This window comes from Aureimonas sp. OT7, assembly GCF_014844055.1.
GTDB lineage: Bacteria > Pseudomonadota > Alphaproteobacteria > Rhizobiales > Rhizobiaceae > Aureimonas > Aureimonas altamirensis_A.
Map to the genome: position 1 here is coordinate 3149657 of NZ_CP062167.1, position 24917 is coordinate 3174573.

Sequence of the window (24917 nt, forward strand, 5' to 3'; positions counted from 1 at the left end):
CCATGCGCGATGTCCGACACCTGGCTTCAGTAAAGATGCCATCGAGCTACACACACAATGTAGGGGTGTCGGAGCGGTGAGCAATCCCTCCCCGTCCCAGTTCGTCGCACCGACGGAACGGAGCTGGCCGGCGCTCCTTATGTCCTTCAACGAAGCATGGAGGATGCAATGTCCAGAACAAGCAATGTCGGCGAAAACCCGAACGAGAAGATGCCGGATGGCAAGCCGCTGAAGCCGGGCGAGGTCGTGACCGACGATGACGCCAGCTCGGCCGAGATGGAACGCGAAGTCGAGGAAGACCTCGACGAAATGGACGAGGACGGCGACGCGGAAGACATCGACGATGTCGGCGCCGAAGGCCTGCGTCTGCCAACCGATGACGGCCGCCCGGGCCATGGCGATAAAGACGACGAGTTGCCCGGATTGGCCTGACGTCCAATTGCAGCAACCCGATCGAGGGCTCGCTTCGGCGAGCCCGTTTCAGGAAGCTCAAAACCGTCCCAAAGACAATCGAACGCATTGCTGGCGCGGGGTTTGCGGAACGGTTCCGCCCCGACGCCAGCGTTGCCGCAAGACAGGAGGCAGTCATGCCGAACGACATAGATCAGGCCGCGAACAAGATTGACGACCGTACGCAGCCCGGCGGCCAGCACCGCCCGATGACGGTCGAGGAGAAATTGGATACGGCGCTGGAGGATACGTTTCCGACATCCGATCCCGTGCCGCCGAGCCATGTGGATGGACCTGAAGTCGTCCAGACGAACAAGCCGGACCATGCCGACAAGGGCCCGGCGGAACGAAAGGGATTGTCACCCACCTACGACGATGGGGTCGAGCTGGGAGAAGAGGACGCTCCGCTCGACGATGCCGGAAACCCCCTGAACGACGATGCCGGCTCGGGCCGCCGATGAGCATCACCGACAAGGGGCACTCCATCCTCGTCTTTGCCGCCTACCACCAGCTGGCTAGCGGGGAAGCCGTCCGGGACGTCGTGCTGAACGACGGGTCGGGCCACCGCGCCGATCCGGATGGCCTGTCCGAACTGGCGAACGCGGAGATGATCGAAGTCGACGACGGTCGTGGCCGCCTTACCGACCGCGGTCTTGCGGCATTGGACCGCTTGATCGACGCCATACGCGCAGCATAGCGCTGCATCTCAACGAAGATGGGTCCGAACAACCGCAAGGCGGCCGGCAATTCAAGCCGGCCGCCTTTTCTATGCAGCGGCCATCAGGACGCCGCCCAGCGCTCCAAACACGACGACGAGCCACGGTGAAACCTTCCACGCGGTGAGCAGGACGAAACAGGCCACTGCGAGGGCAAAGGACAGTTGGTCGACGACGGCGCTCTTCAATAACGGATCATAAAGTGCCGCTGCGAGGATTCCGACCACCGCGGCGTTGGCTCCGCGCATGAGAGCCTGGGCACCCGGACGGCTTCGCAGGACGTCCCAGAACGCCATTGCACCGGCAAGCAGAAGGAAGCCCGGCAGGAAGATCACCGACAGAGCGATGGCCGCTCCGACAAGGCGGCTCGGCACGCCCGGCAGAAGCGCCCCCAGATAGGCAGCGAAGGAAAACAGGGGACCCGGCACCGCCTGTGCCGCCCCGTATCCCGCCAGGAACGTATCTGTGGACAGCCAACCGGTCTGCACGGTCTCGGCTTCCAGCAAGGGCAGAACCACATGGCCGCCCCCGAACACCAGCGCGCCGGATCTGTAGAATGCGTCGACGACCGCAAGTGTATCGGAGCCGGAAACGGAGGCGACCAAGGGAAGGCCGACAAGCAGAAGCAGGAACATTGCCAGGCTGCCGGCGCCCACGGCACCCGAGACACCGAAATACAGCTTGGTGGGCAACTGCGAGGCTCGGGAACGGCACCAGACAAGCCCTGCGCCCGCACCTGCGGCAATTGCGGCGACCTGGCCGAACGCTCCCGGCAGGAGCGCCAGAACCAGGACGGCCGCAGCCGCGATCAGTGCGCGTTCGCGATCCGGGCAAAGGCTTCGGGCCATTCCAAGAACGGCCTGTGCGACGATTGCCACCGCGACGATCTTCAGGCCCAGAAGCGCGCCGTCCCCGAGCGGCCCGCCGAACGCGCCGGCACTATACGCAAAGGCGACCATGAGGATCGCCGACGGGAGGGTGAACATGGCAAAGGCCGCCAGCGCACCGTATGGGCCTGCCCGCAGGAAACCCAGCGCAGCGCCGACCTGGCTTGAAGTCGGTCCCGGCAGGAATTGGCACAAGGCAACGAGATCGCCGTAGCCGCCATCGTCGATCCAGCCGCGCCGTACCACGAACTCGTCGCGGAAGTAGCCGAGATGCGCGATCGGACCGCCGAAGGAGGTCAAGCCCAGCTTCAGGAAGGCAAGCATGACCTCCTTCGGCGAGCCTTGAGGCCGAGACGTCGGGCTGGCCGGCGTGTACGGGGCGTCCTTCATCGGTGTCTGATCCGGCAGTCTGCCTGTTCGGCGTGGAAAGCGAGGCGCCAGATGGCACGGCGGATATGACAGGGGGGTGACGACGCGATCAACCTGACCGCTTCTGCCTCATAAGCGGTCGGGGCGGCGGCGCCCAAGTCTGGCGAATTGCGCGTCCAGCTTGAGTTGCGCGGAATCGGGTTCTGCGAATCCTCCATCGACCAGCCCGTTGCGCCATCCGTGCCAGTAGGCGCGAGACACCTCGTCCATTGCGCAAGGGAGGCCGCCGAGCCCGTCGAGATAGCCGCACAGCACGTCCCCCTCATCCAAAGTACGAAACTCCGCGACGGTTTCGACGGGTTGAAAGATCTGCACGGACAATGACCCCTTCACCAAATGGGATACCCGTTAGCCGCCGGGGCTTTCACTGACCCTACCGGGGCCGTCAGAATAACGGTGCCCGGCCGCATCGTCATCCTCCTGCCCCGGTAGACCCCGGGGCCGACGACCGACTGGGCTGCTCCAACAATGAGGCCCATCGATGAACCATACTCTGTCGCCTTTCCCGGCCGATACGCAATCGCAGCATGACGCGGTAGCGCAAGCGCCGTCCAGGACGCCGCAGTCGCGGCGCGTCCGCTCTGCCACCCGAACGGACAATTATGTGGCACGGCTTGCCGTCGCTGATTCGGTCCGCGAGGATGCCTACCGCGTCCGCTATCGCAGTTATGTAGCGGGTGGGCATATCGAGCCGAACGCATCCGGCCTGTTCAAAGACGTCTATGACGACATGCCGAATGCCAGCACCATCGTGATCTACGATCGCGACGTCCCCATAGCCTCGGTACGCACCTGCACGCTGGCGCGGGGAACGGACCTGACCTCACCGGCACGCGACGCATTTCGCGATGAAGTCGACGACCTGTTGAACAAGGACGAGGGCAATCCGTTTTCCGGCCGCGGTATCGAGGTGACGCGCCTGGTTCGCAGCCCTGAGGCGGAAAACAACCAGGGATTGGTATTCCTACTCTATCGCATGGCCGGATATGTGGCCCTGTGTGCCCATAGCCAGGTGCATCTGGCCTGCGTCCGCGCCAACCACGCGCCCTTCTATCGTCGCCTCGGCTATGAGGCGGCATCCGACCTGCGCCCCTATCCCGGGCTGAGTTGTCCCATGCGCCTGATGGCAAGCGACCGCACGCGTTACGACAAGGTGCGCCAGGCGGTCCCCGCCATGGACCCGCTGGCAGGATCCACCGGCAATCTCGACGGCTTCTTCAAGGGCGAAGCCATAACCCTGTCGCTGAAGGGAGCCTGAGCGATGCTGTATAGTCTGGTCATCCTCTTCACCATCATCCCCCTCGCCTCGTTCAGCTGGGGCCTGCAGCGACATTTCCGCGCACCGGACGGCATGCCGTCCGGTATGCGCGCCCTGACCGCCGCCAGCACCATCGCCAGCGCGCTGTTTCTATATCTGGTGGTCACGCGCGGTGTTGCCGGCGTGCCGGCCGCAGGCTTCATTGCCTTGTCCTGCGCATCCACGGCGCTGTTCTGGTGGGCGGTTCGGGCGACGAGCCACAGGCCGCCGCAACTGGCGCATAGCGAAGCCGACCCCGACGCGCTTCACCAGGAGGGTCCCTACGCCTATGTGCGCCATCCGTTCTATCTGGCCTACTGCCTGTTCTGGTTCGGTACGGGGGTGGCCGCGGGCGGAATTCAATGGCTGGTCGCGACTCCTTTAATCATATGGTATTTCGCAATTGCAAAAACTGAGGAAAGACGCTTTCTCACTACGTCGATGGCGACGTCCTACACGGAGTACCGGTGTCGGACGGGAATGATCGTTCCAAAGGTGCACGGGATGCTGCGGCGGTGATGCGTTGGAATTCAGTGCAGGCTTTGTCGAGGAGAGGCGCAGCGACGCTGCGCCGCCTTCTCAGACTGAAGCCACCGCAGTCCCGCCAGGACGACGAAACGCTTCACGACCAGGCAAGCCTGCTCTTCTATCTGAGCATGCTCTTCGCTGCGACGGGCGTCGTCAACGCGATCTTCATCGTCGTCAACTTCCGCCCTCTCGAACGCCCGCTGATGCCGTTGGCGGGCGCGGCCATCCTTTTCATCTACGCCCTGATCCTGCATGCGGCGCGATGCTGGCGGCGCAGCAACCGTGCATTCGCCTATATCAGGCGCGCATGCATCCTGTACTTCGCGCTGGGCGTCGCCTGGGGCGCCTTCATCAACCTGCTCGCCTACCACGGAGAGGCCGGGCAACACGCTTTGATCATCGGCCTTGCGCTGGGTGTCGTTTCCACGCCGATCATCTGCGTTCCGGCCATCGTCGCCTTCGCCTTCTTCGTGCCGGTCGCAACGCTGTCGATCATCGCGGTGGCATTCCTCGGCATGGCCGACGCGGTCACGGCCATCGCCTTCACCTCCTATACGCTCTACGCCATCGTCGGCATCATCTGTACCAACCTTGCCTTCGACGGTCGCTCCAGGGCGCAGGCCGCGCTTCGGCGCGAGATCACCACGGTGAACATCTTTCTCCGGGAGTTTCAGGAGGGGTCTTCCGACTGGCTGTGGGAAACCGACGCGCGGGGCCGCCTGCGGTCGATGCCGGCCAACCTGGCGCTTCTTCCCGGCGTGGATACCGACGCGGCGGCCGAAAGACGCCTCGACACCATCCTGCAGGCGTCCGAAAAAGCCGACAGCCACCCACAACTCGCGGACTTCATAGAAAAAGGGCTTGCCTTCCGCGATATCACCGCGACCGCCAGAAGCGGCATCCAGCAACGCTGGTTCCTGTTGACCGGACACCCTGTGCATAGCGACGACGGGCAGATTACCGGCTTCCGAGGTATCGGCCGCGATATCACCGAGCGCTACGAGGCAGACCGGAAACTGGCCTATATGGCGCGCCACGACGGCCTGACCGGGCTCCTAAACCGCAAGGCCTTCGTGGCCCTGATCGAGGATGCCCGCCGCCGTGGCGGTCGTTTCGTGCTGGTCAGCATCGACCTCGACAACTTCAAGTCGACCAACGACACCTACGGCCATCACCTGGGCGACCAGCTTCTAGCCACCGTCGCGGACCGTATCCGGTCCAGCCTGCGTCCATCGGATGCGGCGGGGCGGCTCGGCGGCGACGAATTCGCCGTCCTGTTCGCCGACATGGACCTCGAAGCGGGCGTTGCGGCAGCAAACCGGCTGTCGGAGCGCATCACCGCGCGCATGGTGCTGCATGGGCGCACCGTGAAGCCGAGCGCCAGCCTTGGCCTTGCCGCGTCGAAGGACGAGGGCACGGACGCCTCGCGGCTGTTCTTCATGGCCGATCTGGCGCTGTACAAGGCGAAAGCCGAGGGCAAGGGCATCGTCTGCTGTTTCACGCGCGAACTCGAGGAAGAGTATCACGCGCGGCTGCTTCAGGAAGGCGAACTCGCCGAAGCCATCGACGGCGGCCACATCGCCGTCGTCTACCAACCCATCGTCGATCTTTTTACCGGGCAGGTCGTCTGCGTGGAGGCGCTGGCGCGCTGGTGGCATCCTGACCGTGGCGCCGTATCGCCTGAAAAATTCATCCCCGTCGCCGAAGCCAGCGGGCTTATCGACCGGCTGGGAGAACTGGTGCTGCGGCGCGCCTGCGAGGCCGCCGCCCAATGGCCGGCCAACGTGCAGGTCAATGTGAACCTGTCGCCGCAACAGTTGGCCAGCGGCCGTTTTCCGGGCCTGCTCGCCGATGTGCTCGCACAGACGGGCCTGGCGGCGTCCCGCCTCGGCATCGAAATCACCGAGAGCATCTTCATCGACTTCTTCGACGAGGCGCTCGACCAGCTCTCGAAGATCAAGGCCCTCGGCGTGAAGCTCGTGCTCGACGATTTCGGCACCGGCTACTCTTCGCTGGGCTATGTCCGCAAGATCAACGTCGATGGGCTGAAGATCGACGCCAGTTTCCTGCGCCAGCTTCCGGACCGGAAAGTAGAGGCGATCATCCGGACAGTTGCCCGCCTGACCGCCGACCTGAACATTCATCTGGTGGCCGAAGGCATCGAAAACCACACGCAACTGCAATGGCTGCGCGCCAACGGCATTCATTTCGGCCAGGGCTACCTTTTGGGACGGCCACGCGACGACCCGCCCATGGACAAGGTCGACATTTTTGCCTGATGCGCGGGCTCAAGCCGCGCGCGACACTTTGGCACCCGCCCTTTCGTGCCGGGGCGGCAGGATGCGCGCCGGAATGCCGACGGCGGTGTGATAGGCCGGCACATCCGTCAGCACGACGGCGTTGGCGCCGATGACGGCATGATCGCCGATCGCCACGTCGCCGAGGATCTTGGCCCCGGCGCCGATATCGACATGCCCTCCAAGCCTGGGCGATCCGGTTTCGCCCGCTGCCAGCGTAACCTGCTGGAAGATCATGCAGTTGGGGCCGATGCGGCTGTCGGGGTGGATGACGATGCCATTGGGGTGGGGCATCAGGAAGCCGCCGCCGATATCGGCCTCGAGATTGATTTCGGTCTGCGTCACCACGGACCAGAAGCGATGCGCGTTCTTCCACCATTGCAACCGGAACCAGCGGAGCACCCCAGGGGACCGCGACGCCGTCTGGTAGTTACGGATCGCCTGAATCAAACGCCGGGACGGATCCCACAAACGCTGCGGCTTCTCTCGCGACCAGTCCGCTTCCGAAGCCGAAACCTGCTCGACACCCACCTTTGCCATGCGACGAGACTCCCCTCGATACAACGCTCTTGATCGGCGTACGTCATGAAAAGCTATCTCTGGTCGACAGCTAAACGCGCAAGGGTTGGATGAGCCCAACTTAAGGTTGAGGTCGCATGTCCAATCGTCAGATGGGCGTAGTTGCTGGATGCCCGATGGTGGATGGAACCCCTTCTCCGCTTGCAGGTTGCCCATCGGACCCTAGGAATCTCTTTATCGTGAACGGAGGACACAGCATGGGCATTTTCGATCGCATCAAGAACGCAATCTGGGGTGAAGCCGAGGCCGCGGAGCCGACGGCGACGCCAGAGGCGCCGGCTCCGGCGGATACGCCGCCGCCCCCCTCGCCGTCGACGACGGCCCCATCGGCTCCGGCGCCTTCACCCTCCACCACGCCGGCGTCGGCGACGGCCCCATCGGCTCCGGCGCCCTCCCCCTCCACCACGCCGGCGTCGACGACAGGCGCTGCCCCCGTGGACATCGGAGCCGTGCTGGACAATGCGGTTTCGAAAAGCGGCCAATCCCTCAACTGGAAGACCTCCATCGTCGATCTGATGAAGGCGCTCGGACTCGACAGCAGCCTGTCCAGCCGCAAGGAGCTGGCGCAGGAACTCGGCTATACCGGCGACATGAACGATTCCGCCACGATGAACATGTGGCTGCACAAGCAGGTGATCCAGAAGCTCAAGGACAATGGCGGCAAGGTGCCCGCCGATCTGAGCTGACGCAACCCGACGTCAGGCATCGACCTGCGGCGACAGGGGCGGCCCACCGAAAAGGCGGGCCGCCCCTTTTCACGTCGCGCGTGACTTTGTGTCCGGTCTGGTGTAGGACGCACGCAGGATCCGGCAAAACTCGAGCATGCGGTGCTTCCGTTGCCGGCGCACCCCTTGCCCTATCGAACCCATTGCCGTTGGATTGCCGAGCGCGATCCTGCCTTCATAAGGATTGCCGACATGCCGTTTCCCGCCACCAATGCCGCGCTTGCGCGCGCCCTTGCCTCACATTCCTACGACGAGCCAACCGACGTCCAAGCCGCCGTGCTGCGGCCGGATGCCGATGGGCGCGACCTTCTGGTCTCCGCGCAGACCGGCTCCGGCAAGACGGTTGCCTTCGGCCTTGCCATAGCGTCGACGCTGTTGGGCGAGGCGGAACGCTTCACGGCGAGCGGCGCCCCACTGGCCCTCATAATCGCGCCGACGCGGGAACTGGCGCTGCAGGTGCACCGCGAACTGGAGTGGCTCTATGCCGACACCGGCGCGTCCATAGCGACCTGCGTCGGCGGCATGGACCCCCGCACCGAGCAGCGGCGCCTGCGCGCCGGCTGTCATATCGTGGTCGGGACGCCGGGCCGCCTGCGCGACCATTTCGAGCGGGGCGCTCTGTCGCTGGCGTCGCTGCGCGCCGTCGTCCTGGACGAAGCAGACGAGATGCTGGACCTCGGCTTCCGCGAAGACCTCGAACTGCTTCTGGAGGCCACGCCGAACGACAGGCGTACGCTTCTGTTTTCGGCCACGCTGCCGAAATCCATCGTCAGCCTGACCGTTCAGTATCAGACCAACGCGTTGCGCATTCAGACGAGCAGCGGCACCAAGGCGCATGCCGATATCGCCTACAAGGCCATCCGCATCCTGCCCAACGAAACCGAACACGCGACCGTCAATTTGCTGCGCTATCACGACGCCGGCAGCGCCATCGTTTTCTGCAACACGCGGGAATCGGTTCGCCGCCTGCATGCGAGCCTCGTCGAGCGGGGCTTCACCGCCGTGGCCCTGTCCGGCGAACTGGGGCAGAAGGAGCGCAATTCCGCCATGCAGGCGCTGCGCGACGGCCATGCCCGTGTCTGTGTCGCCACCGACGTCGCGGCGCGCGGTATCGACCTTCCCAATCTGGGCCTCGTCATCCATGCCGAGCTGCCGTCCGACAGCGAGACGCTGCAGCATCGCAGCGGCCGTACCGGCCGCGCCGGCCGCAAGGGCATTTCGGTCCTGCTGGTGCCGCCGGCACGCCGCCGCAAGGCCGAGCGACTGCTGGCCGAGGCGAGCGTGCGCCCGCAATGGGGGCCGGCCCCTTCGCCGGATGACGTGCGCCGCAAGGACGAGGAGCGCTTCCTGTCCGATCCGGTCCTGGCCGGGGAATCCACCGAAGAAGAGGCCGCGCTGGCCCAGAGGCTGGCCGAGGGCCGTTCCCCGCTGGAGCTGGCCGCCGCATTGGTACGGCTGTATCGCCAGAAACTGCCTGCCGCCGAAGATATCGGCGATCCGGGATCGGACATGGGCAAGGGCCGTCAGGACCGTGACAATGTTCCCGCTTCCCGTGGGCCTGCCGGCGAGACGGTCTGGTTCAAGGTCGGGGTTGGGCGCAACGCCAACGCCGACCCGCGCTGGCTGCTGCCGATGATCTGCCGTCGCGGTAAGATCAGCCGGCAGGAGATCGGCGCGATCCGCATCTTCGAGCGGGAAACACGTTTCGAGGTGGCGGAATCCGCTGCCAGCGGCTTTGCGGAAGCGGCTCGTCATGCCGATGGCGACGATGCCGCCATCACGCCGAGCACCGCGCCGGATGCGAAGATGTTCTCCAAGCCGGCCTTCAGCAAATACGGCAAGCCGGCCTACTCGAAGTCGGGCAAGCCGGGCTCCGCCAAGCCTTCGTTTGGCAAACCCGGCTTCGCCAAGCAGCACAATGCCGGAGCCAAGGCGCAGCGCAAGGGCCACGCCGCAGGCTGACTTATCCGGTTCGAGGCGGCTTCGACAGCGAAGCCGCCTCGATACGCTGGTTAGAACTGGCGGCCGAGCTTCGCGTCCACCGAGTGCCGGTTGGCCCCGACTGCGAAGAAGTAGAACGTGATGGCCGCCCAGAGGATCGATTTCTCGGCGCCGGAGTAGCCCTCGCCGCGCGTGATCCAGTGGAACCACACCGTCACGAGCAGGACGATGGTCGTGCCGAGGGCGGCCGGGCGGGTGAACAGGCCGATGGCCAGCAGCAGCCCACCGAAGAATTCGGTGATCGCCAGAAGCGGCGACCAGAAGGCCCCCGGATAGAAGCCAAGCCCCTCCACCATTCCGATGGCGCCGAACGGGTCGAGTATCTTCGGATAGCCGTGCGTCATCAGCGCGACGCCGCAGACGACGCGCAACAGCGTCTCGGCCGGCGCGCCCAGCGCCGCGTAGAAGCCGGACAGCGCCGGAATGCGCAACGAAGTGCGGTCGATGTGATTGCTCATGTCTTTTCCTGTCATGTTTCCGGCAGCCGCCAGAAGGCCATTCGCCCGCGGCACCGGGCCGCCGGCAGGCTGCCATTGATAGTCTGGTCGTCGATCAGGAAAGACGGGTTCGAGGGGGCGGGTCGTCCCGCCCGGGCGGCTGGCCTTCGAGCAGCCCCACCACGTAGGAGGGCAGCCAAGCTCCGTCGGCGATGCGTGTCGCCGGAGCCTGGTCATTCTCTAGCACCGCCATGCCGCATTTGGCGTCGGTCTTCGATTGCATCGGCAGCGCGGCGGATGCCGGCTCGACCGGGCAGCTCAGCTGGACTTCCTGCTTGGAGGGGCATCCACCGGCCATGACCGGCCCCGCACGCGACGTCATGATTGCCGCGAGGCTGAAGGCGATGACCAGGAACAGGCGCAGGGCGTAACTCACAAAAAACTCTCTACGGGACAGTTGCGCGGGCGGCAAGGCCCGACCGCAGCGCAACCTGTCGCATCAGCCGACCAAGGCGCCCCATAAGGCGAAGCTTGCCCATGCGACGTTTGCGAAGATCATGGCAAGGACAGCGAACGAGCCGAGGTCCTTGGCCTGCTGTGCGAAGGCGGAAAGCTCCGGCGACACCCTGTCGACCACGAGCTCGATGGCGGTGTTGACCGCCTCGAAGGCGAACAGGCCGCAAAGAAGCACGAATTGGCCGACAAGGGCGCCGGCCCCTGCCCCCGCCAGGGCAAGGCCGCCCATTGCGGCGGCCGCCCCAAGCAGCTCGTGCCGGAAGGCCGTCTCGGCCATCAGGCGCCGGAGGCCCCCCATCGAATAGGACAGCGCGCCTGCCAGATGACGCAGCCCCGCCTGCTTGACGTGAACCGCACGAAACCCCGTATCGGCGCTCATGAACGCTGCTCCGGCAGTTGCGCGACCGTACCACCGGGCCGGCCCCGGCATGCGGCGAACATGTCCAGCGCCGGCTGATAGGCAGCGGTCGAGACCTCCGACAGGCCGAGCATCGTATGGAACACATTGTCATGCGACAGCGGCGCATCTTCAAGGTTTCGCACACAGCCTCGGTCAAGACCGACAAGCGAGGCGTAGGCCGGGGAGAACCAGGCGATCATCGGTACATGGGTCTGCGTTTCGGGCGCCATGAAGTACGGCGCGCCATGCAGGAAAAGCCCGTTCTCACCGAGGGACTCGCCATGGTCGGAGACGAAAAGAAGGTTGGTTGCCAGGTCCTGGCGGCTGTCGAGGAGACGGATTGCCTCTGCCAGGATGTGATCGGTATAGGCGATGGTGTTGTCGTAGGCGTTGACGATTTCCTCGCGCGTGCAATCCGCGAACTGGCTGGTGTGGCAGGCCGGCTTGAAGCGCTCGAACGACGCCGGGTAACGGGCGGAGTAAGCCGGCCCGTGGCTTCCGAGCTGGTGCAGCACGATCACGCTGTTGCCCTTGATGGCATCGAGCGCGACAGCGAGCCGGTTGACGAGGACGTCATCCAGGCATTCGCCGCCCTCGCAGTAGCGATCGTCGGGCTTTGCGGGCAGGAACTCGTAGGCCATGCGGTCGGCGACCTGCATCGAGCCCGTATCGTTGTCGTACCACGCCACGGAAAGTCCGGCATGGGACAGGACGTCGGTCAGGTTCTGCGTCGCCAGTGCCTTCGGCTCGGTATAGTCGGCCCGCGGATAGACCGAGAACATACAGGGCACCGATACGGCCGTGGACGTGCCGCAGCTGGATACGGCATTGAAGCTGGCCACGTTCAACGCCCGCAATTCCGGCGTGGTATCCCGGGCGTAGCCGGCCAGGCCGAAGTTTTGAGCCCGCGCCGTCTCGCCGACGACGAACACCGTGACGACGGGCTTTAGCGACGTCGCGACCCGCTCGGACTGCCGGGCATCGAGCCCGAGCGGCTCGGCGACGATGTTGCGCTCCCGGGTCAGGCGTTCGGCGTAGCGGATGGCGGCGCCGATGGGCGCGACGGGGTTGAGACTGGCCATCAGATCGCGATGGGCGCGGAAGGTACCTGAGAATGCCTGGTAGTTGGCAAAGACGATGCCGATCGCCAGAAGCAGGGCCGGGAAGATGACCAGGCTGTTGCGGCGCACCTTCGACAGGAAGGGCCTGTGCCGAACGCGCACGGCGGCGATGAACGCGGCCGGCAGCAGCCCGTAAAGCAGAAGATGCCGCGCCATATCGGGCGTGATGAGGTGCCGTGCCTCGCCGGGCGTCGTCAGCAGGATGTTCTGGATCATCTGCCGGTCGATCAAGGTGCCGAACGTGTCGGTGTAATAGGAGGCCGCCGCCGCGATCAGCACAAGCAGGATGAACAGGGGTTTGACGAGATACTTGACGGAGAACGTCGTGAGCCCCGCCAGGAACAGGGCGAACAGCCCCGCCCCGAACATGACGAGAGCGTCCGGATGCCCCCCGAAATAGGCGAGCGCCTTGGCCCAGAAAGTGCCGTTGGTGACGAAAAGTATGTAGGCGGCGGTGAGCGCCGAAAGCGCGACACTGCCGATTACGGGGCGGGAAAGACGCATCCTGGCTCCGGCTTCGAAATTGCGAATGGCGAAGGCAGTATCGGCCCCATATGTCTGGCGACTGGCCGGCACTATACAATTTCGTATAGTCGTCCATGCCGGGTGTACGGGAGTGGCGGATGAAACTGTTGCTGATCGAGGATGATTCCGGCATCGCCGGCTATATCGGCGCCGGCCTGGCCGAGGCGGGCCACGGCGTGGACAGGGCGGCGGACGGTTTGTCCGGCATGGAGCTGGCCTGCACGCGCGATTACGACGCCCTGATCGTCGACAGGATGCTGCCGGGCCTCGACGGGTTGTCGCTGGTGCGGGCCCTGCGCTCGGCCGGGCGCGATGCGCCGATCCTTTTCCTGACGTCGCTGGGGGGCGTCGACGACCGGGTCGAGGGGCTGGAGGCCGGCGCCGACGATTATCTTCTCAAGCCCTTCGCATTTTCCGAGCTTCTGGCGCGGCTGAACGCGCTGACGCGGCGCGGGCCCGCCCGCCGCGAGGAAACGGTGCTGGAGGCGGGAGAGCTGCGGATGAACCTCATATCGCGCAGCGTGACGCGGGGCGGCGTCGCGGTGGAACTGCAACCGCGCGAATTTCAGCTTCTGGAATATCTGATGCGCAACAAGGGGCGCCTCGTAACCCGCACGATGTTGCTGGAGCGTGTCTGGGATTTTCATTTCGACCCGCAGACCAACGTGGTGGAAACGCATATCAGCCGCCTGCGCGCCAAGGTGGACAAACCCTTCGGCAACGAGGTCATCCGCACCGTGCGCGGTTCGGGCTACATACTGGAAGTCTGATCCTCGATGTTCCGCACCCTCGCCTTCCGCTTTGCCGGAACCTATGCGCTGATCTTCACGCTGTTCGTCTCACTGATCCTGGGCATCGTCTACATCGTCGCCACGCAGGAGATCCGCGGGATTTCCGAGCGCGAGATCCAGTACGACATGCAGGCGCTGCGATCCGCCTACAGCACCGGGGGGATATCGCAGCTATCCTTTGCCATCAGCGAGCACGCGGAAGGCGCGCCGGGCGACGATTTCTACCTGCTGGCCGAAAACGGGCGGATGATCGCCGGCAACATCCCTGCGGAGGTATGGCACGAAGGCTGGCAGGAAATGCGTCTGCCGCACGCCATCGTGCAGGTCGACCAGGACCTAAAGGACGCGGCGGCGATGAATAGCGACGACGAAGTCCGCCTGTTCAGCTTCGGAGAAACAATGGGGCCCTACCAGGTGCTGGCCGGCCGCAATTCGCATATCCTGCACGAGACGCAGGAGATCGTGCTGTTCTGCCTGCTCGTGGGCAGCATCGCCATCGCCATCGGCGCCCTCGTCACGGGTTTCGCGCTGAGCCGGGAACCCGCCGCCCGTGTGAACGCCATCCTGGCACTGACGCGACAGGTAACGTCGGGCCGTTTCGACGGGCGCCTGCCCGTCAGGCCACGCGGCGACGAGATCGACCGTCTGGCCGAACATATCAACGTCATGGTGGCGCGGATCGAGCGGTTGATGGACAGCCTGCGGCAGGTGTCCACCGACATCGCGCACGATCTGCGTACCCCGCTGGCACGGCTGCGACAGCGGTTGGACCGCCTCCAGTCGCATCCGCCGACGCCGGCCGAGTTCGATGCCGCGATGGACGACGCCATTGCCGAGGCCGACGGGATCATCGAAACCTTCAACGCCCTGCTGCGCATCGCCCAGGTGGAAGCCGGCGTGCGCCGGGAGCGGTTCCGCGCAACCGACCTGTCTGCCCTGACGGCGCGGATCTGCGACATCTACGGAGAGGTGGCCGCCGATGCCGGGCATGCGTTGACCCTTCAGATGGAAGACGCGTTGCAGGTTGCCGGAGATCCGGACCTTCTCACCCAGATGATGGCGAACCTGATCGAGAATGCGATCAACCATGCGCCCGCGCCGGCCCGCATCGCCGTGTCCCTGCGGGGCCAGGCGGACGGGTCGGTGCTGTGGCGGATCCAGGACGATGGTCCCGGCATACCGGAGGCGGAGCACAAGAATGTCTTTCGCCGCCTGTACCGCCTCAACTCCAGCCGCAGCACGCCGGGCAACGGGCTCGGCCTCTCAATGGTGGCCGCCGTCGCGGACCTGCATCGGGCCACCGTCCGCCTCGACGACGCCGCGCCCGGCCTGCGCGTCAGCCTGCGTTTCGCCGGGCTGGTCGACGAAGACGGTGGTGCTGGCCGCAACTCCGTCACTGTCGATGACGGAAATGTCGGCAAAGCCGGCTGACGCCGGCCGATAGGCGGCTTCACGCCCGAATATTCCGGACAGCGCCGGCCGGCCACCGATATACCAGGTGAAGGGTGGCCGCCCGCCCCGCACTTTCAATGACAGTTGCGCGCCGAGGGCACCGGGGGCGAGCTCGACCCGCGCGCCCACCGGCGGATAGACGATCTGCGGCGCGTCGGCGGGCTGGAACCGCCCGGCGACCGTACCGACCTTGCGCATATGCGCCGGCAACCGCGCATTGCCCGCCGCCAGGATGCCGGGCGGCGGCCCGGGCAGCCGCTCGGCACCTCCCAGCCGGGAGAAGACCCCCTTCAGCAGCGGAAGGGCCGCATCCTGCCCGACCAGGCCGGGAACGGGCACGCCGTCCGGGCGCCCCACCCAGACGCCCGCCACATGCCGCCCGTCATAGCCGAGGCTCCAGGCGTCGCGGTAGCCGTAGGACGTGCCCGTCTTGTAGGCGAGGCTGCCCGGTGGACCGCTGGCGGTCGTCGGCGCGCCGGCCAGAACGGATGTCACATACCACGCCGCCGTCTGCGACAGCATGCGATGGCCGCCCTGCCGGGGCCCCTCCTCGTAGGAGAGCGGCATGGCAAGCCCACCATTGGCGAGCCCGCCGTAAAGACGCAGGAGATCTTCCAGCGAGATGCCGAGCCCGCCCAGCCCGATGGCCAGTCCGGGCAGGCTGTTGCTGCCCAGCTCGGGCGTGGCCCCTGCGCGCCGCATGCGCTGGACCAGGCGTACCGGGCCGACGGCGCGCAACAGCTCCACGGCGGGCAGGTTTCGCGACAATTGCAGGGCGCGGCGAACCGTCATCACGCCCTCATAGCCATGGTCGAAATTCTGCGGCCGGTAGCCGGCGAAACTGGCGGGACGGTCGTCGACGAGGCTTTCCGGGTGCGCCACGCCGCGCTCGAAGGCCAGGCCGTAGATCAGCGGCTTCAGCGTCGACCCGGGAGAGCGGCGCGCCCGTGTCAGGTCGACATAGCCTTGTCGCGCGCGATCGAACATATCGGCCGACCCCACCTGCGCCAGAACCTCGCCCGTCCGATAATCGCCCACCATCAGCGCCAGCCCGGCGGCACCGGGCAAGCCGGCGCTTTCGCGCCGCGCATAATCCTCCAGGCGCGCCTGCAGCCCGGCATCGATGGTCAGGCGATACAGCATCCGGCCCGGGTTTTCGCGCCGCAATCTGTCGGTGAGATGCGCGGCCATCATCGGCATGGCGCGGCGTTGGTGCGGTATCGGCTCACGGCTGGCGCGGTCGGCCTCCGCCTGCGAGAGGACCCCCAGCTCGGCCATCCGCGCCAGGACACGGTTGCGCGCGCGTTCCGCGCGGTCCGGATAAAGATCCGGCCGGATACGCTCCGGCGCTTGCGGCAACGCCACGAGAAGGGCGGCCTCGCCGGCCGTCAGCCGGCGCGGCTCCTTGCCGAACCAGGCGAGGCTGGCGGCCCGTATCCCTTCCACCGACCCGCCATAGGGTGCGAGGCGCAGATAAAGGACCGCGATTTCGTCCTTGGTGAAACGCCGTTCCAGCGCCAGCGCGACCACGGCCTGTTCCAGCTTGGCGGTCATGCTGCCGGTCGGCAGTCGGCGCACCATGCGCGCCACCTGCATGGTCAGCGTCGATCCGCCGGAGACGATCCGCCCATGCCGCACGGACTGCCAGGCCGCGCGACCGATGGCCAGCCAGTCGATGCCGGAATGGCGTTCGAATCTCCTGTCTTCCCAGGCCAGCAGCATGGTCAGAAACCGTGGATCGACATCGGCCAGCGCCACATCCATGCGCCATCGCCCCGCATCCACCGGGAAGACACGGAGCAGCGCGCCGTTCCTGTCCAGCGCCACGGCCCCCAGCTGCGGCTCCCGCCAGTCGGCAAGCCGCCTGTCGCCCTCCTGGCGTACGAGATCGAGCGCCGCGAAAAGTGCGACAAGACTGGCCAGCAGCGCCGACAGGATCAGCCAGCGCCGTAGCCTCATTGCAGCGGACCGACGACTTCGACACGGCTCTCTTCTGTCCGTGCCCGGCGACCCGGCTGATACATATTTTCCACCAGTGCGGCCGGATGCAGGAAACGGCCCGGCGAAACGGCCCGCACGATGTAGGCAAAGCGCATCGGCGCCAGGTCGCCATCATCCTTGTCGACCGAAGCGACGAAGCGGTCGGCTCGGAACTCCGTGTGCGCGGCGTCGTCCGTCAGGTCCAGGAAGTCCAGGGCGGCCACGTCGCCGCCCCTGAGTATGGACGGGTTGTCGATCTCGAAGCCGGCGGGCAACGGATCGTCGATAATCAGGTGTGCCGACTGCCGGTCGATGGGCGTCACCTCGATGACGGCCACGAGCCTGTCTCCCTGCCCCACCGTATCGAGGGACGCGGGCGCACCATCCAGCGTATAGACGCTGCGCGCGATGCCATATCCGGAGCTTTCCCCCGGCAGGGCCACCGTCGGCTTGCCGCGCACGGTGATATCCGCCGTGAGGGCTTTGTCGCCGGCGTTGCGGATCGCCGCCGGCGTGGCCAGCGAAGCCGCATCGAAGCGCGTGGCATAGGCGCCTTCGCGCAGCTCTCCATCCAGTTCGAGCCTGGACTTGTCGCGCGTCACAATGGCATGGGCCGCCAGCAGCGACCACGCCTCGTCCTGTGTCGACATATGGCGCGGGGCGGCCCGCTCCATGCCGATTTTGCGGACTAGCGGCTCCATATCCGTACCGGGAATATCCTGCTCCAGACCGAGGGTCAGCACGCCGGCCGCATCGCGCAGGGCCGAGCCGTAGTCGGATCGGCCCAACCTGTCGCCGCCGCCTTCGAGGGCCTCCGCCACAGCCGTGCGGTAGATGGTTTCGGCGCGGAGCCGGTCTCCGTAGAGGGCGAGCGCGGCGGCCATCTGTGCGCGGGCCAGCGGCGTGCCGAACTCGTCCATGCGGTTGTCCGCCACATAGCGCAGGTCGCCGATGGCCGCACGGCCATTGCGCGCCAGCACGTAATAGGCATAGGCAGCGGACGCCCAGTCTGGCTTCTCCTGCAGATAGGCGACCCGGTTTGCAAGGTTGTCGAGCGCCTGCGACAGCGCCTCTGCCGGCACGGACTGGCCCTTGCCGGCCGCGCGCGACAGGAAATCCGTGACGTAGGAATCGAGCCAGAGGTCGCCGTAACCCGGAGCCCAAAGGCCGAAGCTCCCCGAGGAGCCCTGGTTGGCCAATATGCCGGAGATCGCCTTGGAGACGCGCTCGCCGACATCGGGCCGCTCGCCGAGGCCCGCCGAAAGGATCGTCTCGTCCAGATAGAGCATGGGCAGGACGCGGCTGGTGAGCTGCTCCGTGCAGCCGTAGGGATACAGATCCAGGGCGCGCACCGCGCCCGCCACGTCGAAACCGGGGAAGCTCGAGACCGTCAGCGTCGCCGAGGCTGTCTCAGGTGCAAGATCGACGAAGATGTCCGACCCCAGCGTCAGGTTGCGGCCGGCAGCCATTTCGAAGCTGGAGCGGCGCACCACATCCGGCCTGAGCGAGCGCACGGTCACATGCACCTCTTTCGTCAGCCTCTCGCCGTCCGGCGGCGTCATATCGAGCGTCAGGGTGGCCTCCCCTTCGTCGATGGCGGTCATCTGGACGAGGCGGCGTACACGCTGCCCCTCGGCAAGCTCGACAGCGCCCTCCACCGCGCCGTCCAGTTGCAGGACGCCGCCGCCACCGCGCAGGGCATAGCGGACCATGCCCGCAGGGCCATCGGCATGGGCGAGGTCGAGCGCGATGCGCGACGTATCGCCGGGCCCGAGGAACAGCGGCCGGCTGATCTGCGCCACCACCGGATCGCGCACCGTAACGGTGGCGTCTGCCTGGCCGATGCCCGTATCGCTCCAGGCGATGGCCATCAGCTTCAATTCGCCGTCGAAGTCGGGAATATCGAGCGCCACCACGGCGCGGCCGGCCGCGTCCAACTGCACCACGCCGGAAAAGAGCGAGACGAGTTCGTCCATCGGGGGCGGGCTGAAGGCATCGGCGCCGGCATCGCCGCCGGAGCGGACCGAGCCCGGCGCGCCCTGCATGCGGTCGATCAGTCGGCTATAGAGATCGCGGATATCGACGCCCAGCCGGCGCTGGCCGAAATACCAATCGCCGGGCGATGGCGGTTGAAAACCGGTGATATTGAGGATGCCGGCATCGACGGCGGCAAGCGTTATAAAGGCGCGCTCGCCGGGCCGCACACCCGATACCTGGACGGGGACGTCCAGCCGCCGACGCGGACGAATGGACCGTGGCGTCCCGATGGCGACAGACAGCGCCTTTTCAGCCGGGTCCACCGCCGCATAGGCAAGGCCGATGGCGCGCGCCGGCATCTGGCGCGCCTCGATATCCATGGGCCGCCAGGCGAAGGCCGTCACATAGGCGCCGGCTCCCCATTCGGCGGTCACGGGCAGGCGCGCCTCTCCGCCGCCGGCCGGGATATCGACGACCGTTCGGCCGATGACGCCCTCGCGCATCACGACGATTTCGGCACGCCCGGCAAACCGTGGCTCGATCCGCACGACCGCCTCCTCGCCGACGCGGTAGCGGGGTTTGTCGAGTGTCAGGCGGGCCATGTCGGGCGTATCGGCCGAACCGGCCGCGACATGCCAGCCCGCGTTGAAGGACAGGCTGGCCGGCACGGCATCCGGGGCGGAGACCACGAGTTCGTAGCCGCCCCAGTCGACCGGCACGGACAGGCTGCCCGGATCACCGGCGGCGAGGTCGAGCGTACCGTCCGCAACGCGCTCGACCCGCCGGATCGGCTCGAAGTTCCACCGGCCATTGGTGGAATACCACTGGAAATCCGTTGTCACGCGGTTCAGCACCCAGTTGACCCGGGGTGCGGCCACCGGCTGAAGATCCTCGTCGAACAGCGCGACCGAGAAGCCGGCCTGCGTCCCCTGCGGAACCGACCCATCGAAGCCGGGCCTGACAGCCAGCCGCGCCCCGCGCGATATCAGGGGAACGTCGACGCGGCGCTCCACCGGACGGCCGCCGGCATCCGTGACGCGCACGATCAGCTCGGCGGACATCGGACGCGTCGTGCCCGGAGTATCGAGCGCAGGCAGCGACACGGTGGCATGGCCATCGGCATCGGTGGCAGTCTGCTCCAGCGCCTGCCGCCCGGGCGTCGATTCCTCGTCGGCAAGGCCGAAAAGCCAACCGCTCAGCTTCGGAAGGCCGCGCACCGCGCTGACCACGACCTCGCCCTCCACTGCCAGGCTGGCGGCCGGCGCCCCGAACAGGTAACGCACATCGAAGGACAGTTCCGGCGGCGCTTCCGGGTCGATCGGGCCCGGTTGCGGCAAATCGAAATCGATCTTCTGCGGCTCGAAATCCTGGACCTGGACACTGGCCGAGGCGATGGCCGCCCGTGCCGGATTGATGTGCAACGCCATTCGCCAGCCGCCACGCATGGCTGCGGAGGGCAGGTCGACCGCCTCGGCGGCTCCGCCGGCATCGCGCGCCGTCACCGCACGCCGCAGGTACTCGACCCCGTCGGGCCGCGTGACGACGAGCGTCAGGGCGGCGCCCTCGATGGCGGTTGCAGCGCCATCGCGGACCAGCATCGTCAGGTTGACGGTGTCACCCGGCCGATAGATTCCACGGTCCGGCGTCAGGAACACATCCATCGGCCCGGCCGGTGCACGCCCCTCCACCCCCCTGTCCGTCAGGTCGAAGGGGGCGGTCGTCATGTCCAGGAAGACGAAGTCCTGCCCATCGCCGCGCGCGGCCGTCAACACCGCCGGCCTCTGCCCGCCCTCTCCGGCGCTGAGTCCCGGCGCAAAGACGGCGCGCCCCTCCGCATCGGTCCGGGCGCGCCCGAGAACCTCGTTATTGGCGGCGACGAGTTCCAGTTCGATTCCTTCCAGCGCCTCGGCCGTGCCGAGCGAGCGGGCGGAAACGGCCAGTCCGTCGGCGCCGGACAATGTCGTCAGGCCGATATCGGTAAGCACGAACCATTGCTGTGCGGGGGCGTCGTCCTCGCGCGGCCTGTTGGCCGGGGCCGCCGACAGGATGTAGACGCCGGGCCGGGCCTCGGCCAGCACGTCGCGGAGCGGAATGGCGGTGACCGTCTCCGCGTTCGTGGCGCCGGCGACATCCATCTCGCCGTGCCAGACCTCCTCGCCGGTCTCGCCTGCGATCGTATCGAGCTGATAGGTTGCAAGCTGCGACAGGAACGTGCTTTCGCCGATGGTCCGCGCCAGTTGCCTGTCGCCGATCCGCAGCAGGCGCAATTTCAGGCGGTCGGTATTGATGCTGGTGACGGGAATGGAAACCGCGCCGCCGGCCGGCAGGACATAGGCATTGCCGGCGAAATGCGCCGAGGGATCGCGGTCGCGGACATAGATGTTGCTGTCCACCTGACGCGGCAGCGTCTCTCCGGATGCGGCGGGGATGCCGGCGCGCGCCAAAATCCGGTAACGCTGCCCATGCTTCACCCCCTCCACGCAAATCTGGCTGCCGGAGGCCGAGACGGGATAATCGTCGCCGCCGTCTACCGACAGGAAGTCGCCCGCCGTATCGCCGCCGGAAAGGGATGGCGCCAGATCCTCGGAGAAGTTCAGGCAGATGCGGGGTGTTGCCGCATTGTTGTCTACGCTGTTGCCGACGATGCGGAAGCCGTGCGCCGCGAGCGCCTCGTCGAGGCGCGCGGCGATCCCCGCGTCGGAACCGCGTGAGACGGCAAGCCGCCACGCGGCGATGGCAGGCTTCCACTCGTCATCGTCGCCGAGCGCGGTGGCCAGCACGTCGAGCGCCTGCGCCTGCAGGGTCGGGTCTTCGGCCAGGACGAACGCCGAGATCGAGGCGGTCCGGCGCAAGGCGGCATTTTCCTGCCGTTCATCCCAATCGTCGGGGCGGCTGTTCAATGCATCGCGCGCCGCCTCCAGCCATACCGAGGCGTCCTTTGGGGGGCCGTCCTGCGACAGCCGCGCATTGCGCGCCGCGTCGATCAGCGATGCCGGCAGGAAGGGCAAAAGCCTTTCGCGGGCGGCGACGGCACCCGGGTCGGCGATCGTGGCAAGCACGATGCGGCCCGAGAGCGCACCGGGCGTCTGCCGCAGTTCCCCCACATCTTCCTTCAGGAAACACCAGCCGCTCGATCGGTTGAGCGTGAAGGCCTTGCAGCGATTGTCGGACAGGCAGGCCGTCTCGCAGACATTCTCATCGACGTCGCGAAGGATATCGTAGTCATGGCCGAAATAGTCGGCATCCGGCGTGGGCACGATGCGGCGTTCGGCCTCCTGGGCGGGTGCCGCCTCGACAAGCAGCAGCATTGCGACAAGCACCTTTGCCGCCAACCGTCCGAATCCCGCCATGATGCCCTCCTCACTGAACGTGGCGAAGAGTAGAACAAGGCTTCGTGAACGCAAAGCGACTGCACCGGGGGCATGCCGGAGACCGACAGGCCCGAAGCCTAGACCGCCAAAGCCGGTGTCGCGGACGGCGCCCGGACGCGGGCGACGACATGATCGCCCAGGCGAAGCGCCAGCGCCACGGCCGGCAGCGTCGGGTTTGCCTGGCCTGCGGTCGGGAAGACAGAGCTGCCGGCAAGGTACAGATTGCAAAGATCGAACGCGCGGCAATCGCCATCGACCACGCCGGCCGAACGGTCCTGCGCCATCCGCGTCAGCCCGATCTGATGGTAGCCGTCCAATGCCTGGGCACGGGCGTGGTCCACCAGCGCATCCGGCGGAGCAAGATAGCGCAGCGTCCCGATCCGTTCGGCCTGCAACCAGTCGTCCAGGAGCATATGGGAGCGCACCACCGAATCGAGATCGGCGTGGGAGAAGCGCAGATCCACCGCCAGCCGGCCATCGGCAGACAAAATGGCGCGGCTGTCCGGGTTCGGCGCGTGCTCGGCATGATAGCGCAGCAGATAACGGCCTTCGGGGTTGAACAGCGCAAATGTCTTGCCCTCGACGCCGCGCCGCAGCACTTGCCTGACAATGCCCTGGCAGGCGCGCAGATCGATGCGCGATCGGCGCAGATTGGCGAAATGGCCGGCCATCGCGTCCTGCTTCGTCCCCGTGGGCGCAAGCCCGGTCCGAACCCGGGGCAGGACGGAAAGGCCCTTCATCGCCATGTAAAGGCTGGACAGGAGGCCGCTGCCATGCGCGGGGTCCGAGATGGAATAGCTCTCCAGCCAGAACGCCGTATTCAGCAATGCCTGCTGCCTCTGGACGGGAGAACTCAGCGTCAGGCGCCGTCGACTGACGCCCCCCGCCCGCTGCCGTTGAAACCAGAGCGTTCGTGCGAAGCGTGGATCGTTGAAGCGGATTTCGGCCAGATAACCCGTCAGGTGCCCGCAATAGAAGCGGCCCAGCGGCCCGTCTTCGCCTCCGAACAGGTCCGGCCTGTCGCGCCGCGTGTGAAGAAGCAGCCGTGTATTCTCCAGCCCGCCGGCTGCCAGCGCGAAGGCGCCCGCCGCAACCCGTACGATACGTCCGGCGCGCTCCACCTCTATCGCGGTGACACGCTGCGACGCTGGATCGATGATCAGGCGGCGGGCCACGCATCCCGTATGGATCTTCAGGTTGGGAAGGTCGCGAATGGCCTCGGCGTGCAAGGCGGCGATATCGCTGGAGCCGCTCCACCATTCGGTGTTGCGGTCATCGACCGTCTTGTCCGATGTCTCGGCCGGAGATTCGGTCGGCTCGCATCCAAGGAAACGCAGCGCTTCGGGATAATGCGAGGCCAGCTCCGCATGGGCGATGGGCCAGCCCGAATGGGCGACATGGCCGCGCGGCGCAAAATCGATATCGTCGAAGCGGACGCATCGGCCGCCCCACAGGTTGGCGGTGCCGCCCAGCGCACGCATGACGGCGGTTTCGGCGCCGACATGATGATTGTTCAGAAGCTCGACCGCCGGCACTTCCGCACGATGGCCGGAGGAAACGGGATAGCCCGCTTCCAGCACGGTTACGGCCAATCCCTGTCGTGCACATCGGAAGGCCAGCGCCAGGCCGACCGGGCCGGAGCCGACGATGCAGATATCCGCAACCACGGCGGTATCCGGCGTGTCGTCTATAATCATGCGCCTGCTAAGCGTTGCCGCGTCCGGTTCGGGCTGATACCCCCCCGACAATCGAAGCGAGCCTCGCACGTCTTCGCAGGTGCAGCAAGGCGAAACTACGCCTTTAGGTGTATAATCAACCTTAAGCCGTCATTAGCTTCCGCCCTGGGCGATCAGCTCCTCGATCGTCATGGCGGAGGGTGCGGGCCGGGGCGCGGCAGGCGCCATGTTTGCGGCGATGCTGCGCGGCGAATAGCGGGGCAACGGCCTGGAAGCGAACATGTCCTGCGTCTGCGTGGGGTTCTTGCGCTTCTCATAGAAGGCGTTGCCACCGGCGATGGCCACGTAATGCATGTTGTTGTACGGGTAGGAATAGCCCGCCGTATGGAAGAACATGGCGTTATTGCCGACGCCCGAATGGCGTGCACCACGCAGCACCTTGCGTGCCGTGGCTTCGGCCAAATCCCGCCCGGCGCCCATCGGCTTGGTGAGCACGCCGGGGGCGAACTGGTTTTTCTGCCCCACGACGCCGCAGACGGATGGCGGATAGCGACCCGAATTCTTGCGGTTCATCACCACGGTTCCGACGGCGACCATGCCCTCTTCGCTGGAGCGGTTGGACTCGAAATACATGACGCGCGTCATGCACTCATGCTCGCTCATGGTCTGCCGCTTGACCGAGGCGCAGCCGGACACAAGCATGATAGTCGATAGAAGCAGTAGGGTCGGGGCGCCAAGCCGCATCGCAGGGTTCCAGCGTCG

At 66.3% G+C, this 24917-nt stretch carries 20 protein-coding genes and 1 pseudogene; 10 read left to right on the forward strand and 11 right to left on the reverse strand.

Annotated features, from left to right (window positions below; genetic code table 11):
- The first annotated feature begins 168 nt into the window (after positions 1-168).
- The 3 genes from IGS74_RS15090 (at position 169) to IGS74_RS15100 (ending at position 1147) form a co-directional block, all read left to right on the forward strand.
- A complete protein-coding gene (locus IGS74_RS15090; protein WP_192387178.1) occupies positions 169-432 on the forward strand; it encodes a hypothetical protein in 264 nt (87 codons plus the stop codon).
- Between the two features lie 155 nt (positions 433-587).
- On the forward strand, positions 588-911 hold the full coding sequence (locus tag IGS74_RS15095) for a hypothetical protein (RefSeq protein ID WP_192387180.1): 324 nt from the start codon (positions 588-590) through the stop codon (positions 909-911).
- Entirely contained in the window at positions 908-1147 is a 240-nt protein-coding gene (locus IGS74_RS15100) for a hypothetical protein (RefSeq protein ID WP_192387182.1), read from the forward strand. The genes IGS74_RS15095 and IGS74_RS15100 overlap by 4 nt, the downstream gene beginning before the upstream one ends.
- A gap of 69 nt (positions 1148-1216) precedes the next feature.
- Here IGS74_RS15100 and chrA read toward each other — a convergent pair whose 3' ends face one another.
- Both chrA and IGS74_RS15110 read right to left on the reverse strand, forming a co-directional pair.
- The gene (gene chrA, locus IGS74_RS15105) at positions 1217-2443 is read right to left on the reverse strand and encodes a chromate efflux transporter (protein WP_192387185.1); all 1227 of its coding nucleotides are present in this window, start codon (positions 2441-2443) and stop codon (positions 1217-1219) included.
- A gap of 108 nt (positions 2444-2551) precedes the next feature.
- Positions 2552-2803: a hypothetical protein gene (locus IGS74_RS15110; RefSeq protein WP_192387187.1), complete on the reverse strand. Its 252-nt coding sequence runs from the start codon at positions 2801-2803 to the stop codon at positions 2552-2554.
- Positions 2804-2963: 160 nt separating this feature from the next.
- Between IGS74_RS15110 and IGS74_RS15115 the strand changes: the two genes are divergently transcribed.
- The 3 genes from IGS74_RS15115 to IGS74_RS15125 are packed head-to-tail and all read left to right on the forward strand — an operon-like array spanning position 2964 to position 6586.
- On the forward strand, positions 2964-3740 hold the full coding sequence (locus tag IGS74_RS15115; protein WP_206688174.1) for a hypothetical protein: 777 nt from the start codon (positions 2964-2966) through the stop codon (positions 3738-3740).
- A 3-nt stretch (positions 3741-3743) separates the two neighbouring features.
- A complete protein-coding gene (locus IGS74_RS15120) occupies positions 3744-4298 on the forward strand; it encodes a methyltransferase (protein ID WP_192387189.1) in 555 nt (184 codons plus the stop codon).
- Positions 4298-6586, forward strand: a complete 2289-nt coding sequence (locus IGS74_RS15125; RefSeq protein ID WP_192387191.1) for an EAL domain-containing protein — start codon at positions 4298-4300, stop codon at positions 6584-6586. Before IGS74_RS15120 ends, IGS74_RS15125 begins: the two co-directional genes overlap by 1 nt.
- 9 nt (positions 6587-6595) lie before the next feature.
- On the opposite strand, the gene IGS74_RS15130 is transcribed toward IGS74_RS15125, so the two are convergent.
- Positions 6596-7144, reverse strand: coding sequence for a serine acetyltransferase (locus IGS74_RS15130; protein ID WP_039192452.1), 549 nt, complete (start codon positions 7142-7144; stop codon positions 6596-6598).
- Positions 7145-7380: 236 nt separating this feature from the next.
- On the opposite strand from IGS74_RS15130, the gene IGS74_RS15135 reads away from it, so the two are divergent.
- Both IGS74_RS15135 and IGS74_RS15140 read left to right on the forward strand, forming a co-directional pair.
- The gene (locus IGS74_RS15135) at positions 7381-7869 is read left to right on the forward strand and encodes a DUF3597 domain-containing protein (protein ID WP_192387193.1); all 489 of its coding nucleotides are present in this window, start codon (positions 7381-7383) and stop codon (positions 7867-7869) included.
- A gap of 231 nt (positions 7870-8100) precedes the next feature.
- A complete protein-coding gene (locus IGS74_RS15140) occupies positions 8101-9870 on the forward strand; it encodes a DEAD/DEAH box helicase (RefSeq protein ID WP_192387195.1) in 1770 nt (589 codons plus the stop codon).
- Positions 9871-9920: 50 nt separating this feature from the next.
- On the opposite strand, the gene IGS74_RS15145 is transcribed toward IGS74_RS15140, so the two are convergent.
- From IGS74_RS15145 to IGS74_RS15160, 4 genes are all read right to left on the reverse strand, one after another.
- Positions 9921-10367 carry a DoxX family protein gene (locus IGS74_RS15145; protein ID WP_156122325.1) on the reverse strand — a complete coding sequence of 149 codons (447 nt, stop codon included), beginning with the start codon at positions 10365-10367 and terminating at the stop codon, positions 9921-9923.
- A 94-nt stretch (positions 10368-10461) separates the two neighbouring features.
- A complete protein-coding gene (locus IGS74_RS15150) occupies positions 10462-10782 on the reverse strand; it encodes a hypothetical protein (RefSeq protein ID WP_192387197.1) in 321 nt (106 codons plus the stop codon).
- A gap of 63 nt (positions 10783-10845) precedes the next feature.
- Positions 10846-11241 carry a diacylglycerol kinase gene (locus tag IGS74_RS15155; RefSeq protein ID WP_192387199.1) on the reverse strand — a complete coding sequence of 132 codons (396 nt, stop codon included), beginning with the start codon at positions 11239-11241 and terminating at the stop codon, positions 10846-10848.
- Positions 11238-12887 (reverse strand): phosphoethanolamine--lipid A transferase, encoded by a 1650-nt coding sequence (locus tag IGS74_RS15160; RefSeq protein WP_192387201.1) that lies wholly within the window; start codon positions 12885-12887, stop codon positions 11238-11240. The genes IGS74_RS15155 and IGS74_RS15160 overlap by 4 nt, the downstream gene beginning before the upstream one ends.
- A 119-nt stretch (positions 12888-13006) precedes the next feature.
- On the opposite strand from IGS74_RS15160, the gene IGS74_RS15165 reads away from it, so the two are divergent.
- Both IGS74_RS15165 and IGS74_RS20310 read left to right on the forward strand, forming a co-directional pair.
- Positions 13007-13678, forward strand: a complete 672-nt coding sequence (locus tag IGS74_RS15165) for a response regulator transcription factor (RefSeq protein WP_192387203.1) — start codon at positions 13007-13009, stop codon at positions 13676-13678.
- A 420-nt stretch (positions 13679-14098) separates the two neighbouring features.
- Positions 14099-14986, forward strand: a pseudogene (locus IGS74_RS20310) (HAMP domain-containing sensor histidine kinase); the annotation flags it as partial.
- On the opposite strand, the gene pbpC reads toward IGS74_RS20310, so the two are convergent.
- The 4 genes from pbpC to IGS74_RS15185 form a co-directional block, all read right to left on the reverse strand.
- Positions 14963-17110, reverse strand: a complete 2148-nt coding sequence (gene pbpC / locus IGS74_RS15170; RefSeq protein ID WP_192387205.1) for a penicillin-binding protein 1C — start codon at positions 17108-17110, stop codon at positions 14963-14965. The pseudogene IGS74_RS20310 and the gene pbpC overlap by 24 nt on opposite strands.
- Positions 17107-22458: an alpha-2-macroglobulin family protein gene (locus tag IGS74_RS15175; RefSeq protein WP_192387207.1), complete on the reverse strand. Its 5352-nt coding sequence runs from the start codon at positions 22456-22458 to the stop codon at positions 17107-17109. The genes pbpC and IGS74_RS15175 overlap by 4 nt, the downstream gene beginning before the upstream one ends.
- Before the next feature lie 98 nt (positions 22459-22556).
- Positions 22557-24176: an FAD-dependent oxidoreductase gene (locus IGS74_RS15180; RefSeq protein ID WP_192387209.1), complete on the reverse strand. Its 1620-nt coding sequence runs from the start codon at positions 24174-24176 to the stop codon at positions 22557-22559.
- A 132-nt stretch (positions 24177-24308) separates the two neighbouring features.
- On the reverse strand, positions 24309-24899 hold the full coding sequence (locus IGS74_RS15185) for a cell wall hydrolase (protein ID WP_246722586.1): 591 nt from the start codon (positions 24897-24899) through the stop codon (positions 24309-24311).
- Between the last annotated feature and the right edge of the window lie 18 nt (positions 24900-24917).

What these genes read in the sequence shown, in the direction of transcription:
- IGS74_RS15155 (WP_192387199.1), bottom strand. Translation starts at nt 11,241, where the DNA reads ATGAGCGCCGATACGGGGTTTCGTGCGGTTCACGTCAAGCAGGCGGGG.
- IGS74_RS15115 (WP_206688174.1), top strand. Translation starts at nt 2,964, where the DNA reads ATGAACCATACTCTGTCGCCTTTCCCGGCCGATACGCAATCGCAGCAT.
- pbpC (WP_192387205.1), bottom strand. Translation starts at nt 17,110, where the DNA reads ATGAGGCTACGGCGCTGGCTGATCCTGTCGGCGCTGCTGGCCAGTCTT.
- IGS74_RS15130 (WP_039192452.1), bottom strand. Translation starts at nt 7,144, where the DNA reads ATGGCAAAGGTGGGTGTCGAGCAGGTTTCGGCTTCGGAAGCGGACTGG.
- IGS74_RS15125 (WP_192387191.1), top strand. Translation starts at nt 4,298, where the DNA reads ATGCGTTGGAATTCAGTGCAGGCTTTGTCGAGGAGAGGCGCAGCGACG.
- IGS74_RS15090 (WP_192387178.1), top strand. Translation starts at nt 169, where the DNA reads ATGTCCAGAACAAGCAATGTCGGCGAAAACCCGAACGAGAAGATGCCG.
- IGS74_RS15185 (WP_246722586.1), bottom strand. Translation starts at nt 24,899, where the DNA reads ATGCGGCTTGGCGCCCCGACCCTACTGCTTCTATCGACTATCATGCTT.
- chrA (WP_192387185.1), bottom strand. Translation starts at nt 2,443, where the DNA reads ATGAAGGACGCCCCGTACACGCCGGCCAGCCCGACGTCTCGGCCTCAA.
- IGS74_RS15180 (WP_192387209.1), bottom strand. Translation starts at nt 24,176, where the DNA reads ATGATTATAGACGACACGCCGGATACCGCCGTGGTTGCGGATATCTGC.
- IGS74_RS15100 (WP_192387182.1), top strand. Translation starts at nt 908, where the DNA reads ATGAGCATCACCGACAAGGGGCACTCCATCCTCGTCTTTGCCGCCTAC.
- IGS74_RS15145 (WP_156122325.1), bottom strand. Translation starts at nt 10,367, where the DNA reads ATGAGCAATCACATCGACCGCACTTCGTTGCGCATTCCGGCGCTGTCC.
- IGS74_RS15095 (WP_192387180.1), top strand. Translation starts at nt 588, where the DNA reads ATGCCGAACGACATAGATCAGGCCGCGAACAAGATTGACGACCGTACG.
- IGS74_RS15120 (WP_192387189.1), top strand. Translation starts at nt 3,744, where the DNA reads ATGCTGTATAGTCTGGTCATCCTCTTCACCATCATCCCCCTCGCCTCG.
- IGS74_RS15165 (WP_192387203.1), top strand. Translation starts at nt 13,007, where the DNA reads ATGAAACTGTTGCTGATCGAGGATGATTCCGGCATCGCCGGCTATATC.
- IGS74_RS15135 (WP_192387193.1), top strand. Translation starts at nt 7,381, where the DNA reads ATGGGCATTTTCGATCGCATCAAGAACGCAATCTGGGGTGAAGCCGAG.
- IGS74_RS15160 (WP_192387201.1), bottom strand. Translation starts at nt 12,887, where the DNA reads ATGCGTCTTTCCCGCCCCGTAATCGGCAGTGTCGCGCTTTCGGCGCTC.
- IGS74_RS15175 (WP_192387207.1), bottom strand. Translation starts at nt 22,458, where the DNA reads ATGGCGGGATTCGGACGGTTGGCGGCAAAGGTGCTTGTCGCAATGCTG.
- IGS74_RS15140 (WP_192387195.1), top strand. Translation starts at nt 8,101, where the DNA reads ATGCCGTTTCCCGCCACCAATGCCGCGCTTGCGCGCGCCCTTGCCTCA.